Below are 15663 nucleotides of genomic sequence, written 5' to 3' on the forward strand. Positions count from 1 at the left end.
AAGGTGAATTTCGATGAAAAAAAGGAAAAATGTGCTCAGAAAAGATTTTTATATGGAAATCAGAAAAAGTGCGGGCAGATTCATCTCTATCTTCTTTATTGTGGCGCTTGGAGTCGCATTCTTTTCCGGAATCCGTGTAGCGGAGCCTGATTTGCGCCTTTCCGGGGACGCTTATTTTGACAGAAATTCGCTGATGGACATACAGGTGCAAAGCACCATGGGTATTACAAAAGAAGATATAAAGGCATTGCGAGAGATTGACGGAGTGGAAAAAGTTGAGGCAGGATACAGTACGGATGTACTCTGTGCTGTGGAGGGAAGGCAGCAAGTTCTTCATGTACTCTCCAGAAATGACTCCATGAATCAGTTTGTAGTGGAAGAAGGAAGAATGCCAAAAGCAGCGGATGAATGTCTGGTGGACATTGCATTTTTGGAATCCACATCTTATCAAATCGGAGACACGCTGAAACTGGAGTCCGGAACAAATGAGGATTTAAAGGATACACTCAAGTATGACGAGTTCCGTATTGTAGGATCGGGCAGTTCTTCCAGGTACATTTCTTTTGGGAGAGGGAGCAGTACGATTGGAACCGGAGAAGTCAGTGGTTTCCTGGCTGTGGATGAGAGCGCTTTTGATATGGATATCTATACAGAGGCGTGTATTCTTGTGGAAGGTGCAAAAGAAGAGATTGCATTTACGGACGGATATGAAACCAAAGTGGAAAAAGTCATTGACGAGGTGGAAAAAATAAAGGACTACCGCTGCCAGGTTCGCGATGAGGAAATCCGATCCGCTGCGGATGAAGAAATCTTAAAGGCCCAAAAAGAGCTCGATGACGGAAAAAAACAGGCCGGAGAGAAACTTTCCGATGCAAAGAAAGAGCTTTTAGAAGGAGAGAGGTTATTAAATGACGGCAAAGAACAGATTGCAGACGGCAAAAAACAGCTTTTGGACGGCGAGAATACTCTTAAGGAAAAGGAAACGCAGTGGCAGCAGGGATATGAGGAGTATATCCGGGGGAAGAACACAGTAGAAACAGGTTTAAAAGAAATTGAAACCAAACAGAAGGCTGCAGATGAACAGTTTGATATTGCAGAGCAGCAACTTGTAGCTGCCCGCAAAACAATGGAGAGTGAGTTTAACGCTGCAAGGGTTGAGCTTGAGGAGCAACAGGAGAAATGTGAACAGGCAAGGGCAGAGATTGATAAGGCAAAAGAGGGGCTGCCGCTTGTTCAAAAAAAGATAGAAGAACTGAATTCACAAATAGACAGTCTGAAAGAAAATTACAGGGAGCTTGAGGAAGCAATTTCAAAAGCGCAGACTCAGGAGGAAAAAGAAAGACTTCAGGAAGAGCTGAAAAAGGTGGAAGAGTCATTGTCTTTGGCGAATATCTCCTTGGAAAAAATGGAGGAGACAAAAAATCTGCTCATGCAGGCAGCCGCATCTCTCCCGGAGGTTGAAAAGGCTGAGAAAGAGCTTGCCCTGGCGTGGAGACAGTACGAAGAAAATTATGCACAGGCATCCGGGGAACTGAAGGCAAAAGAGCAGGAGTATATAAAGAAAAAGGCTGAAACGACAGCTTGGATGCAGGAAGCAAAAGATCAGCTTTTGTCAGCAGTGGAAGAACTGGATGGCAGCAAAGGGACATTGGACAGCGCAAAAACACAGCTTGATATGGCAAGGAAAGAAATAAAAGAGCAGCAAAGTACACTGTCAAAATCCGAACAGACGATCCTGGAAGAAGAAAAGAAACTGGAGGACGGAAAGAAGGAATATGCAACAGCAGAAGAAGAGGCAATGAAAGAGATTGCGGACGGTGAACAGAAGATAGCGGATGCAAAGGAAGAGTTGTCAGACCTTTCCGGGACAGAATGGTATGTGAACGACAGAACAGTACTTCCCGAATATGAAGGACTTGGACAGAATGCAGACAGAATGCGGGCTATCGGGCAGGTGTTTCCAATCTTGTTTTTTCTTGTGGCAGCGCTTATAAGCCTGACGACGATGACAAGGATGGTGGAGGAAGAGCGCACACAAATAGGAACATTGAAAGCGCTTGGATATTCCAAGTGGTCGATCGCAAAAAAATATTTGGGATACGCGCTATTGGCAACCTTTGGAGGAAGTGTGTTTGGTTTTTTGGCAGGGGAAAAAATATTTCCGTACATCATTGTGTACGCATATCAGATTATGTATCCTTATGTGCCGGATATTGTTGTACCGTATGATATTTCCTATGGAATCCAGGCTGCCGGGGCAGCCCTGCTCTGCACGGGTGTGGCTACCGGGTTATCCTGTTTTGGAGAGCTTGCAGCCCAGCCGGCAGTTTTGATGAGGCCGCCTGCTCCAAAGCAAGGGAAGAGAATTCTTCTGGAGCGTATCAGTCTCATATGGAAGCACTTGAGCTTTACGTGGAAGGCGACATGCCGGAACATTTTCCGCTACAAAAAGCGGTTCTTCATGACTGTGCTGGGCACAGGAGGCTGTATGGCTTTGATGATCGTAGGATTTGGACTGAAAGATTCGATTTATGATATTGGAAATATTCAGTATGATGAACTGCAGTTTTACGACGCCACAGCATATATAAAGGAGGACTTGGATGCCGGGGAGAGGCAAGAAGTACTGGACTATCTTTCGGACAATCCGGATGTGGCTGACTATCTGGAGGCAGAAATGAAACTGGTGGATGTAAAAAAAGGCAAGGAAGAAAAATCATTGTACCTTGAGGTGATCGATGAGGGCCAAAATCTGGATCCATTTATGAAATTTGGGAACCGAAGGACAGATGATACGTACTCTTTATCCGATACGGCAAAAGATGGCGGCGCGATCCTGACAGAAAAAATGGCAAAAATGCTTGGGGTGGAAAAGGGAGATACGATCACAGTCAAAAAAGATGGAAAAACCGTGCAGGTTAAAATCGGAGAGGTCTGTGAAAATTATATGTCCCATTATCTTTACATGACAGATGGGCTCTACAGGGAATTGTTCGGTGAAGAGCCTGTCTATAACAGTGTGATGTTAAAAATGCAGGAGAATGATACAGAAAAGCTGGAGGAGACAGGAGAGAAACTTCTTACGTACAATGCTGTGCAGAATGTAAGTTACACAGACTCTCTGGAAGAGCGGCTTGATGATATGCTTAGGAGTCTGAACCTCGTCATCGTAGTCCTGATCATCTCCGCCGGGATGCTGGCATTCGTGGTACTGTACAACCTGAGCAATATCAATATCACGGAAAGAAAGAGGGAGCTTGCCACACTGAAAGTACTCGGCTTTTATGATCGGGAAGTTTCTGCCTACGTATACAGAGAGAATGTACTGCTCACACTCATAGGGGCTGTGGCCGGGTGCGGACTTGGAAAACTTTTGCACCAGTATGTGATCGTGACTGTGGAGATTGAGGAAGTGATGTTCGGAAGAAATGTTAATTTGCCAAGTTTTCTCTACAGTTTTCTGTTTACCATTGCATTTGCCCTGTTTGTCAACTGGGTTATGTATTATAAATTAAAGAAAATCGATATGGTGGAATCGCTCAAAAGTATTGAATGATCAGATTGTTAGCACTCTTTTTTGAAGAGTGCTAATTTTCTGTTGACATTTTATTTTTCACGTATTAAGATATTCTTTGGATAAAAAATTGGTGATCATTTCATATAAAGGAGTTGTTATATATGGGAACAAAACATGGAAGTTTATCGATCCACAGCGAAAACATTTTTCCGATCATTAAAAAATGGATGTATTCAGATCACGATATCTTTGTGCGTGAGCTTGTGTCAAATGGATGCGATGCGATCACAAAGCTGAAAAAGCTGGATATGATGGGAGAATATCAGCTGCCGCAGGATTACAAACCGGCAATACAGGTTATTGTAAATCCGGAAGAAAAGACATTGAAATTCATTGACAATGGTATCGGTATGACAGCGGATGAGGTGGAGGAATATATCACACAAATTGCATTTTCCGGTGCCACTGAATTTTTGGAAAAATATAAGGATAAGACAAACGATGACCAGATCATCGGTCATTTTGGGTTAGGATTTTACTCTGCATTCATGGTTGCGGATGAGGTCCACATCGATACACTTTCCTGCAAAGAGGGAGCCGTCCCGGTACATTGGGAGTGCGATGGCGGTACAGAGTATGAGATGCAGGATGGAAACAGGACAGAAATTGGTACAGAGATCACTCTTTACCTCAATGAAAGCAGCACAGAATTTTCCAATGAATACCGCGTGCGCGAAGTACTGGAAAAATACTGTTCCTTTATGCCGGTAGAAATCTTCCTTTCCAAGGCAAATGCAGAGCAGGAATACGAGACCATTATGGAAGATGAGCTGCGCGAGGATGACGTAGTGGTGGAACATATCCATCAGGAAGCAAAGATGGAGGAGAAAGAAAACGAAAACGGTGAAAAAGAGATGGTGGAAGCAGAACCTGCATGTGAGAAGGTAAAGATCCACAAACGTCCGGTTGCCATCAACGACACCACACCATTGTTTGCAAAACATCCAAATGAGTGCAGCAAGGAAGATTACATCGACTTCTACCGCAAAGTGTTTATGGATTACAAGGAGCCATTGTTCTGGATTCACCTGAATATGGATTACCCGTTCAACTTAAAAGGAATTTTGTATTTCCCGAAGATCAACACGGAGTATGAGTCCATTGAAGGAACGATCAAACTGTACAATAACCAGGTATTTATTGCTGACAACATCAAAGAAGTGATCCCGGAATTTTTGATGCTGTTAAAAGGTGTGATCGATTGTCCGGATCTTCCGCTCAATGTATCCAGAAGTGCACTTCAGAACGATGGATTTGTGAAGAAGATTTCCGAGTATATTACAAAGAAAGTGGCAGATAAGCTTTCCGGCATGTGCAAGACAGACAGAGAATCCTATGAAAAATATTGGGATGATATCAGCCCGTTCATCAAATTCGGATGTCTCAAAGATGAAAAATTCTGCGACAAGATGAGCGATTTCATTCTCTTTAAAAACTTAGAGCACAAATACCTCACGCTGAAAGACTGCGTGGAGGCAAACGGCGGCACACTTGAGAAAGAGGAGAAAAAAGAAGAGGGAGAAAATGCAGAAGAGAAGAAGACAAAAATCTTCTACGTGACAGATGAACAGCAGCAGAGCCAGTACATCAACATGTTCAAGGCAGAAGGTAAGGATGCTGTGATCCTCACACACAACATCGACTCCCCGTTCATCACACAGTTGGAGCAGAGAAATCCAGTGGAATTCCAAAGAATCGATGCGGATGTGACAGAAGATTTGAAAGAGGATGTTTCAGGGGAAGACGAGGAAACTTTAAATAAACAGAAAGAAGAGCTCACAGAAGTATTCCGCAAGGCTCTTTCCAATGAAAAGCTGGATGTGAAAGTGGAAAAACTCAAAACAGAGGATGTAGCTGCAATGGTGACACTTTCCGAGCAGAGCAGACGTATGCAGGAGATGATGAAGATGTACAATATGTACGGTATGGATGCATCCATGTTCGGCACAGACGTGACACTTGTTCTGAATGCGAAACATCCGCTTGTACAGTATGTGCTGGAGCATAAAGACGGAGAGCACACAGACTTGATCTGCCAGCAGCTGTATGATCTGGCGGTGCTTAGCAATAAACCGTTAAATCCGGAAGAGATGACAAAGTTTATTGCAAGAAGCAATGAAATCATGATGCTGATGACAAAATAATTATTAAGCAGAAAAAAAGAGGCAGAGCCAAAAGGTTCTGTCTTTTTTGACTTTGTGGGGTTCCCTACTTGTTTTTCTTTTGCGCAGAGAATAGAATGAAAAAAAGGAGGGAAGGTCTTATGGGTGAAAAAAACGGTTATCGGCTTATAGAAAAAATGACGCTGACTTTTATGTGGGGGTTTACCTGCATGACCCTTTTCTATCTGGCAGCTGTATACAAAGAGCTGCCCTCTAAGATACCAATGCATTTTAATTTCTGGGGACAGCCCGACAGATACGGAAATAAAATTGAGATCATGATTCTTCCGATCATCCAGATCATTCTGTCAGTCAGTATGCATGCAACGCTACGGGAATTGCGCAAAGCCAGGTACGAAGATAAAGAAGACAATACCAGAAACAGAAATGTAAGCTGTACGGTAGCGCTGGGGACGTCCATGCTCTTCTTTTGGATTGTTTTTTCCAGCACCTACTTTGGAAATGTAGGAAGATACACGGTGTTTGTTATTTTTGGCGGCGTGATTGGAATTTTTGGATATGGCTATACCTATCACAGGAGAAAGTTTGGAAAAAAGGAAAAAAAAGAGAGCAGGGAAAGCGCAGACGAGGGCAATGCGGTGCGCTATGAAGGAAAGGTTGGCATTTGGATGTACGCCCTGCTGATTTTTATTCATCTGATGATCTTAAAAGGCTTGATGGACGATGTTTCCCAAAGAGGAGTAAATATGGGAGAACTGGCAGTCATACTGTTTACGATTCTTTTGGTGGACCTTATTATGCTGCCGATGATGTGGAGAAATTATGTGTTGCTAAAAGAACAGGAACTGATGATTTATTTTGGATTTTTTAAGAAGAGAATTGCTTATAAGCATATCAGGACATTGAAACCAACACATAATCCGCTGTCATCCTGGGCCATGTCGCTGGACAGGATCTATATTTATACGGATTCAGGGGATGATATCATGATCGCAGTGAAGAAGCGGGATGAGTTTATCGAGGATGTGCAGAGCCGATGCATCAATCAATGATAAAGAGTAAAAAACTTTCGGATTGACACACTCCTACAATTGTAATATTATAAAACCATAAAACTACATTTGTAGTATAAGGGGAGTCAGCAATAGATGAAGATGAAAAAATTACTGTGTATGGTTTTGGCATCTGTATGTCTGATAGGATGCGCAAGTACAAAAGAAAAGGAGGAGGTATCCACAAATGGGCAGGGACAAAGCCAGGAAAAAGGCTATGATCTTCCTGTGGATGAAAAGGAGAAAAAGCAAGGAGAGCAGGATTTAAAGAAGATCATTGAATCAGGAGGGCAGGATCCGGGGAAATTATTGGAAACAGCCACAAAGAGCGGGGCGCCGGGTATTTTGGCCGGAGTGGCGGCCAATATGGTGAACTATGAAAAAGCGGATGAATTTTTAAAAAATGCCAAGAGCACACAAAAAGGGGAGATTCAGATATATCAGATCAAAGACGATGGAAGAGTCATCCGCAATCAATTTACTTTTGACGGAGAAGAAATGTTTCTTTTGTATATGAGTGCGCGTAAGGAGGATAACGGGCAGATTGTTTTTGGGGAGACATCTTATACAAAAGTGGAACAGTGGAGGTACACAGACAAAGGATGGTTTGCCTATGAGCTTTGTGCGCCCGAGTGGCCAAAAGTGACAGAGGTGGTCGAGTCCACTTCCATGATTCAGATTCGCCCTGTGGATGAGCGGTATTTGAAGATAGAAAATCAGTACTTAAGACCAGTGGGATATAAGGGAAATAATTTATTTCTTGCTCAATGGCAGCAGAAAGATATGGACAACCTTGACTATATCGGGATTTTTGATACTTTCTATCAGATGATCTACAAAACAAGCGTGGACAATGAAAAATTTCAAAACGGAGTGCCCGCAAAGGAGTTTGAGTCTGTCATACAAAGATTTCTTTCTGTGAGCACAGAAGAATTAAGAAAAAGCCGATATTACAGGGGAGACGGAACCTATTTGTGGCAAGCTTACGGAGTGGGAAATCATGTCGGCAATGAAGTGACGGGAGCAATTCCAAAGATTGTGGATATGAGAGAAAACGAGGATGGCACGTATACACTGGCAATTGAATCCGTTAATGAGACATCCGGGGAGGATTGTGTATTTTCTCACGAATTAACCGTGCGTTTTTTGGAAGACGGTGGTATTATTTATGTGAGCAACCATTTGACTGGATGGGGGAAATACACTGAGCCTGGCTACCAGTACAGAGTGGGAGAATAAATACAGAAAGAAGGGATTTGATTGAGTACAAAAAGAGTAAGATTTTCAGTGTTGGGAAAACTGATAAGCATTTTGTTTTTTCTTTCACTGACAGTACTTGCAGGGCTTGTCTGCATAAAACCGGTCAGCAGCAGTACGATCAAGGATACGTTTATTGACACAGCATTGAGTGATAAGGTGACAGATGTCATCTATGAAGTATACCCGGATGTCAACTCCAGTCAGCTTGAAACGGTTGAAAAATTTGTGGACGAAAATCCGGCGGTTGATAAACTTGTGGACAAATATCTGACAGCCGTGGCAGAAGGTCAGGAAAACTTTCAAGTTAAGGGAACGGAGCAATTGTTTGCAGGACTGAATGAGGAGCTTATAGACAAGGCAGCAGGAGAACTTGGGATCACTATGACCGAGGAGCAGAAACAGCAAGTGACAGAAGTGCTGAAGGCGCAGGAGGAGCAGATAGACAGTGCGGTCAAATACGCAGTGGAAAATTTATCATCTTCAAGTCCCAAGGTAAGGACAGCGCTGAAACTTTATGATATTGCGACATCAACTGCTGTCGTGGGAGGATGTGCAGCACTGACGGTTTTCCTTGGACTTCTTCTCATCATTGTAAGAAAAGACAGGATCCGCTTTATGAATAACCTAGGAATTTCCGGCATTCTCTCCGGAGCAGTCATCGGAGCAGGGGTTCCTGCAGGGGTGTGGCTGTTTGGCGATGATATCACCAATCGGTTTCTTGGGAGAACAGCAGATATGGACGTAAAGATCTGTATGGAACTGGGTGCGCTTTTGGCGGCTACAGGGGTGGTCCTTATTGTGCTGCGGGCAATCGCATGTGTGATCGGAAGAAAATCTCTTTCCAGATAAAGATAAAAGAAATGAATGGCTGTGGAGGAATCACATCTCCACAGCTATTTTTTTGCGGATAAAAAGCTGCTTTGCCATATCATCCCACGCATGCTCCAGAGACTTATCCATGGTAAAGGTGTGCATGGAAGTTCCGGTGATACATTTTAGGGCAGAGCCGTCATAATGGAAATTAAGATACAGACCTTTTACCATATCCGGGGTAAAGGGAAGGTTTGCCTGTGTCAGAAATTTTTGTGTGTTTGCAGGGGAGAGTGAAAAGATCAGTTTCATGTGAAGAGGAGTCTTCTTTCCCTTTACAATAGAAAAACAAAAATCTTTTATCTCCTTCCAGAGGGAATATTTTCGATTGTCAAGGGTCGCTGTCTGTTCTGTGTCAAAAAAATCTAACTGCAGCAAGCCATCTATGTGAAACCGGTTGAAGGTGGTGATATCGGCTTCCATAAACAAAAAAGAATCGAACGTATCTTTGATGAGCAGGTGGGACATACAGTCCTTTACGTCAATGATATTGAATGAAACCATGAAGGTCCTCCTTTCAAAATGGATAGTATCTTTCATTATATCAGAAGCAAAATGCAAATGCACCCGGTGCGTTGACTTTTTAAAGATGAAACAGTATCATTAACGTATGTGAAAAGAAGGAGAGAATAAAACATGAGTCAGACAAGGATGGAAAATGAGCTGTTTGCGTTTATCCAGGAGGCAGTCTCCCCGTTCCATACAGTGAAAGCAGTGGCGGAGCGCCTTACACTGGCGGGATTTGAGAGATTGCAGCTAAAAGATGAGTGGAATTTAAAAAAAGGCGGAGCCTATTATGTCATACACCATGGCACCACGATTTTTGCCTTTACAGTTGGAGAGAAGATGGATCAGAAGGATTCTTTTCGGATTGGGGCATCCCACGGAGACTTCCCGGGATTTCGGATAAAGCCGCATCCGGATATAAAGAAAAATGGCTATCTTAAGTTGAATACAGAGACGTATGGAGGAGTGAATCTGGCAAGCTGGATGGACCGCCCGTTATCAGCTGCAGGGCGTGTCATGCTGCGGTCAGAAAACGTGTTTTTGCCAAAAGAAGTGCTGGTGGATTTACAGGAGCCTGTGTTCATCATACCGAATATCGCCATCCATTTGAACCGGGAGATGAATGAAGGAAATAAATTAAACCGTCAGATCCATATGCTCCCGATTACGGGAATGGCTGATCATCAGGAAGAAAAGGAAGGATTCCTTGACTGGCTGGCAAAAAGAATTTCTGTGGAGAAGGAAGAGATACTTGGCTTTGAGCTGAATATTTATAATAAAGATGAAAGTACATTTGTGGGGATGGAAAAAGAATTTATTTCCGCACCACGCCTGGATAATCTGACCTCTTCCTATGCGCTTACAAAAGCGCTCATAGAAGGAAGGAGGGAAAGCGGGATCAACTTGGCGGTTGTGTTTGACCATGAGGAGATCGGCAGCAGGACCAAACAGGGAGCAGGTTCCACGCTTTTGTCCATTGTGCTGGAGAAAGTGTACAGGGGACTTCATTTTTCAAGAGAAGAGTTTCAAAGTGCCATTCAGGAAGGACTTATGATGTCCGTGGACGTGGCGCACGGATACCATCCAAACTACACAGAAAAGTACGATCCGACAAATCAGCCGGTGTTAAATGGGGGAGTGTGTATCAAGGAGGCCTGCTCTCAGTCGTATGCAACCGACGGAAATGCCATTGCAGTGATGGAGCAGATATGTAAAAAGGAAGGAATTCCATACCAGAAAGCGCTCAACCGTTCGGATATGGCAGGAGGCGGGACACTTGGTTCTATTGCATCTGCGATGTTTCCGGTGCGGACAGTGGATCTAGGAGTGCCTCTGCTTGCCATGCATTCGGCAAGAGAGCTGATGGGAAGAAAGGATCAGGAGAGTCTGGAAAGATATCTGAAAGCATATTTTTCCATAGAAAAATAGAAATGGAGTAAAAAAGTGAGAGAACGGCAGGATAGCAATACTAACATCCGGTTAAATAAGTTTTTGGCCGAGTCAGGGGTTTGTTCAAGGCGGGAGGCGGATCGGCTTATCGCGGGCGGTCAGGTCAGTGTGGATGGAAAAACTGCGGATATGGGGATGAAAGTAAATCCATCCCAGACAATCTGTGTGCGGGGAAAGAAAATCCTCCATGCAGAACGTCCGGTCATACTGGCAGTGAATAAGCCAAGGGGGATCGTGTGCACAGAGGAGAAACGGGAGAAGAAAAATATCATCCGCTTTTTGGATTACCCAGCCAGGATCACCTACATTGGGCGGCTTGACAAAGATTCGGAAGGCCTTCTGCTCATGACGAATCAAGGAGAGATCATCAACAAAATCATGCGCGCAGGAAACAGACACGAAAAGGAATACGAGGTGACAGTGGATCGACCTGTCACAGAGCGCTTTCTTGCGGGAATGGCAGGGGGGGTGCCGATTCTTGACACCGTCACAAGGGAATGCAAAGCAGAGCAGATTGGCAAATATAAATTCAGGATCGTGCTCACGCAGGGGTTAAATCGCCAAATCCGGCGCATGTGCGAATATTTTGGATATGAAGTGAAGACATTAAAGCGGACGAGGATCATGAATATCCGGCTTGGAAATTTAAAAGTTGGGGCGTACAGAGAACTGACAAAAGAGGAGACAAAAGAATTGTACCGCCTTATAAAAGACTCGTCCAATGAAACTGTAATAGAATAGGGGAGTAACATGGAAACAAAAAGACAACGAATGCATACACTTGTGGAGACATTAAATAAAGCTGCCAAAGCATATTATCAGGATGCATCGGAGATCATGAGCAACTATGAGTATGACGCGCTGTACGAGGAGCTGGAAAAGCTGGAAAAAGAGACAGGTATCACCTTGTCCAACAGCCCGACTGTGCGGGTGGGATATGAGGTCTTAAGTGAGCTTCCAAAAGAGCGCCATGAAAAGCCGATGCTCTCGCTGGATAAGACAAAGGAAATCTCAAGACTGAAAGAATTTCTGGGCGCAAAAAAGGCAGTGATCTCCTGGAAACTGGACGGTCTTACGATTGTTCTTACCTACCGCGACGGCAGCCTTTACAAAGCAGTCACAAGGGGAAACGGAGAAATCGGCGAGGTCATCACCAACAATGCCAAAGTGTTTTGCAATATCCCGCTGCAGATTGCGCATAAGGGGGAGCTCATCCTGCGCGGAGAGGCAGTTATCGGGTACCGGGATTTTGAGAAGATCAACGAAGAGATAGAGGATGTGGATGCAAAGTATAAAAATCCAAGAAATCTCTGCAGCGGATCCGTGCGTCAGCTCAACAATGAGATCACAGCGAAAAGGAATGTACGGTTCTACGCATTTTCCCTTGTAAAGGCGGATGGCGTTGATTTTGCAAATTCGAGAATGGAGCAGTTTTCCTGGTTGGAGAGACAGGGATTTGAAGTAGTGGAGCATTATCTGACAGATGCATCAGATATTGAAGAAAAAGTTGCTTTCTTTGAGAAGAAGATTGAGAAAAACGATATTCCATCAGATGGGCTTGTGCTGGTGTACGAGGACATTGCCTATGGAGAGTCATTGGGGACAACAGCTAAATTCCCACGGGATTCCTTTGCCTTTAAATGGGCGGATGAAATCAGACAGACGGTTTTAAAGGAGATTGAGTGGAGTCCTTCCAGGACAGGGCTTATCAACCCGGTGGCTATCTTTGAACCGGTGGAGCTGGAAGGAACCACAGTAAGCCGGGCAAGCGTACACAATCTAAGCATTATGGAAGAGCTGGAGCTTGGCATCGGGGATACGATCGAAGTGTACAAAGCAAATATGATCATCCCGCAGATCGCAGACAATCTGACGCGCAGCGGCATGGTTTCCGTTCCGGACGTCTGTCCGGTCTGTCAGGGACAGACAGAAGTGCGCCGGGTGGCAAATGCAAAGGCGCTCTACTGCACCAACCCGCAGTGCCAGGCAAAACATGTGAAGTCCTTTACCTTGTTTGTGAGCAGGGATGCCCTGGGCATTGACGGGCTGTCAGAGGCAACACTTGAGAAGTTCATCTCCAAAGGATTTATCAAAGAATTTGCGGATATTTTCCATTTGGAGCTCCATGAAGATGAGATAAAGTCAATGGAAGGATTTGGGGAAAAATCATATCAAAATTTAATAGACAGTATTGAAAAGGCAAGGGTGACGACATTGCCCAAAGTGCTTTATGGTCTTGGCATTTCCAACATCGGTCTTGCAAATGCCAAAATCATCTGCAGGGAATTTGAATATGATGCAGAAAAGCTCGTGCGTGTGACAAGAGAAGAGCTGGATGCTATTGCAGGAATCGGTGATGTGATCGCAAAGTCTTACACCGACTATTTTGGTGATAAGGAGCATGTGGAACAGTTTGAACGGCTCTTGAATGAGCTGAGGATACAAAAAGAGGATATCAGTGAAGAAGAACAGACATGGAAGGGAATCAATTTTGTCGTTACGGGCAGCTTGGAGCATTTTGCCAACCGGAATGAGTTGAAAGAACTGATTGAGAAAAAGGGAGGAAAAGTGACAGGGACAGTCACCAAAAAGACAAATTACTTGATCAACAATGACACAGAGTCTTCCTCCTCCAAAAACAAAAAGGCAAGAGAGTTGGAAATTCCTATTATTTCGGAGGAGACATTCCTGGAAATGCTGAAGGGAGAGTAAAAATGAAATTAGGAGAATATTTTCCGTTTTGGAGACAGCTGAAAGAAGAGGAACAAAAAGAACTGGAGCATTCTTTGTACACCCGAATGATCAAAAAGGGAGAACATATTTTTACAGGAAAAGACTGTCTGGGGCTTTTGGCGGTCGTAAGCGGAATGCTCAGAGGCTATATTATCTCCGAAGAGGGGAAGGAGATGACGTTGTACCGCCTGATAGAGAGGGATGTGTGTCTTTTTGCCGCCACCTGCATGATGCCGAATATTGATTTTGAGATCCATATTGTGGCAAAAGAGGACACAAAGGTTGTGGTTTTGCCGACCAGTGTATTTAAGAAAATGGCAAAAACCTCACTCCCTGTTGCCAACTATACAAATGAACTGATGGCATCTCACTTCTCTGATGTCATGTGGCTGATGGATCAGGTGATGAACAAAAGTATGGACAGCAGAATTGCCGCTTTTCTGGTAGAAGAAGCGTCCCTTCTGGATTCCAGGGTATTGAAAGTGACCCATGAGCAGATTGCAAAGGAGCTTGGGACAGCAAGGGAAGTTGTGACCAGGATGTTAAAGCATCTGCAGTCAGAGCGGATGATCGCCCTTTCAAGAGGGGCAGTTAAGATCACGGACGAGAAGGCTCTTAGAGAGCTTGCCGCAGACAGTATTCGTTGATTGTGATGTTGTCACGGAAAAGAGAAAACAGAATGTGTATACTAAACCCATCAATGAAAGATACTAATTCTTAAAGGAGGAATAGATGATGGCAGTAAAAATAACAAGTGCAAATTTCAATGAGGTAGTAAAAGAGTCAAAGGTTCCTGTATTTATCGATTTTTGGGCTGAGTGGTGCGGACCATGCCAGATGTTTTTACCGGTTGTGGAGGAACTGGCAAAAGAAATGGAAGGTAAGGCGATTGTCGGAAAGATCAATGTGGATGAAGAGCCTGACCTTGCAAGACAGTACCGTGTGATGAGTATCCCGACTGTTGTGATCATCAAAGACGGTGAAGTGGTAAAACGAAACGTAGGCGCGCTTCAGAAAAAAGAGGCTGTTTCCATGCTTGAGCAGTTTTTGTAAAATGAAAGGGGTTAAAGTTTCCTACTTAAAATGGCTGAAACTTACTGTCGCAGTGCCTGCTGCAATGGCGATTGCAGAGGCACTGGGGCTTTCTTATGCTTATTCCGCAGGAATCATCACACTTTTAACGATACAGAATACAAAGAAAGAGACATTTGTTCTCGCGGCCAAGAGGGTACTGGCATTTGGGCTTATGACTGTCCTGTGCATTGCCATTTTTCAGGGATTCGGCCATGAGATATGGACATATGCGCTCTTTCTTTTTGCTTTTATTTTTGTTTGCATGCGATTTGATCTGGAAGGCGCTGTGTCCATGAATGCAGTGCTTGCCACCCATTATCTGGCCGATACGATCACGTTGTCTTCCGTAAAAAATGAGAGTCTGCTCTTTATCATTGGGGCCGGGATCGGAGTGACAGTGAATCTTTTTATGCCGGAAAATCTGTCAAAGATCCGGGCAGCGCAAAAAAGGATCGACGACCACATGGGCAGGCTTTTAAAAGATATGGGCGCCCATCTTTTGGAGGAAGAGAAGGGCAGGCTGCTTGACCGTGATTTTTTGCTGCTTGACAAGTATTTTTTCAAGATGGAAAGAGAGGCGACCTTGCGGATACAAAATACCCTGACAAAAGCAGATACATATTTTCTGCGCTATATGGATATGCGGATGGAACAGTGTAAGGTGCTGCAGTGGATGTATCAAAATATCAAAAATATAGAAATGCTGCCGGAGCAGGCAGGGGAGATCGGAAGATTTCTCATAGAGACAGGGGAGAGTTACCATGAAAAAAATAATGTGGAGAAACTTTCCGAAAATCTCGACAATCTAAAGCAGAAATACAGGGAAAGCCCGCTTCCAAAGACAAGGGAGGAGTTTGAGAACCGTGCGCTTTTGATGCAGATTTTGAGGGATCTGGGAGTTCTTCTTGAACTTAAAAGGACATTTGTAGAAAAATTGACAGAGAAAGAAAAAGAGATATACTGGGAGCAGTAGTATAGGTATTTTAGAAAAACTTAACTTGTTCGGGCAGACAAACTG

Annotated in this window: 12 protein-coding genes; 11 read left to right on the top strand and 1 reads right to left on the bottom strand. The window is 44.0% G+C overall.

What is annotated here, in order from left to right:
* Nucleotides 1–13: 13 nt before the first annotated feature.
* From B5F18_RS08615 to B5F18_RS08635, 5 genes are all read left to right on the top strand, one after another.
* Nucleotides 14–3556 carry an FtsX-like permease family protein gene (locus tag B5F18_RS08615; RefSeq protein ID WP_087157270.1) on the top strand — a complete coding sequence of 1181 codons (3543 nt, stop codon included), beginning with the start codon at nucleotides 14–16 and terminating at the stop codon, nucleotides 3554–3556.
* 122 nt (nucleotides 3557–3678) lie between these two features.
* Nucleotides 3679–5721 (top strand): molecular chaperone HtpG, encoded by a 2043-nt coding sequence (htpG, locus tag B5F18_RS08620; RefSeq protein WP_087157271.1) that lies wholly within the window; start codon nucleotides 3679–3681, stop codon nucleotides 5719–5721.
* Between the two features lie 119 nt (nucleotides 5722–5840).
* On the top strand, nucleotides 5841–6752 hold the full coding sequence (locus B5F18_RS12420; RefSeq protein ID WP_162607572.1) for a PH domain-containing protein: 912 nt from the start codon (nucleotides 5841–5843) through the stop codon (nucleotides 6750–6752).
* A 96-nt stretch (nucleotides 6753–6848) separates the two neighbouring features.
* Nucleotides 6849–7991, top strand: a complete 1143-nt coding sequence (locus B5F18_RS08630; RefSeq protein ID WP_087157272.1) for a DUF6070 family protein — start codon at nucleotides 6849–6851, stop codon at nucleotides 7989–7991.
* Nucleotides 7992–8012: 21 nt separating this feature from the next.
* Entirely contained in the window at nucleotides 8013–8861 is an 849-nt protein-coding gene (locus B5F18_RS08635) for a hypothetical protein (protein WP_087157273.1), read from the top strand.
* 30 nt (nucleotides 8862–8891) lie between these two features.
* Here the strand turns inward: B5F18_RS08635 and B5F18_RS08640 are convergent, their stop codons facing one another.
* The gene (locus tag B5F18_RS08640) at nucleotides 8892–9386 is read right to left on the bottom strand and encodes a DUF5721 family protein (protein WP_087157274.1); all 495 of its coding nucleotides are present in this window, start codon (nucleotides 9384–9386) and stop codon (nucleotides 8892–8894) included.
* Between the two features lie 132 nt (nucleotides 9387–9518).
* Here B5F18_RS08640 and B5F18_RS08645 point away from each other — a divergent pair, with 132 nt between their 5' ends.
* From B5F18_RS08645 to B5F18_RS08670, 6 genes are all read left to right on the top strand, one after another.
* On the top strand, nucleotides 9519–10817 hold the full coding sequence (locus tag B5F18_RS08645; RefSeq protein WP_087157275.1) for a M18 family aminopeptidase: 1299 nt from the start codon (nucleotides 9519–9521) through the stop codon (nucleotides 10815–10817).
* Between the two features lie 15 nt (nucleotides 10818–10832).
* On the top strand, nucleotides 10833–11579 hold the full coding sequence (rluF, locus tag B5F18_RS08650; protein WP_087157276.1) for a 23S rRNA pseudouridine(2604) synthase RluF: 747 nt from the start codon (nucleotides 10833–10835) through the stop codon (nucleotides 11577–11579).
* Nucleotides 11580–11588: 9 nt separating this feature from the next.
* Complete coding sequence (gene ligA, locus B5F18_RS08655) at nucleotides 11589–13550, top strand: NAD-dependent DNA ligase LigA (protein ID WP_087157277.1); 1962 nt, start codon at nucleotides 11589–11591, stop codon at nucleotides 13548–13550.
* Between the two features lie 2 nt (nucleotides 13551–13552).
* Nucleotides 13553–14218 carry a Crp/Fnr family transcriptional regulator gene (locus tag B5F18_RS08660; RefSeq protein WP_087157278.1) on the top strand — a complete coding sequence of 222 codons (666 nt, stop codon included), beginning with the start codon at nucleotides 13553–13555 and terminating at the stop codon, nucleotides 14216–14218.
* An 88-nt stretch (nucleotides 14219–14306) separates the two neighbouring features.
* On the top strand, nucleotides 14307–14624 hold the full coding sequence (gene trxA / locus B5F18_RS08665; protein ID WP_087157279.1) for a thioredoxin: 318 nt from the start codon (nucleotides 14307–14309) through the stop codon (nucleotides 14622–14624).
* 1 nt (nucleotide 14625) lies between these two features.
* On the top strand, nucleotides 14626–15618 hold the full coding sequence (locus B5F18_RS08670; RefSeq protein WP_087157280.1) for an aromatic acid exporter family protein: 993 nt from the start codon (nucleotides 14626–14628) through the stop codon (nucleotides 15616–15618).
* The last annotated feature ends 45 nt before the right edge of the window (nucleotides 15619–15663 follow it).

Source organism: Lachnoclostridium sp. An181, from assembly GCF_002160325.1.
In the GTDB taxonomy this organism is placed as follows: domain Bacteria; phylum Bacillota; class Clostridia; order Lachnospirales; family Lachnospiraceae; genus An181.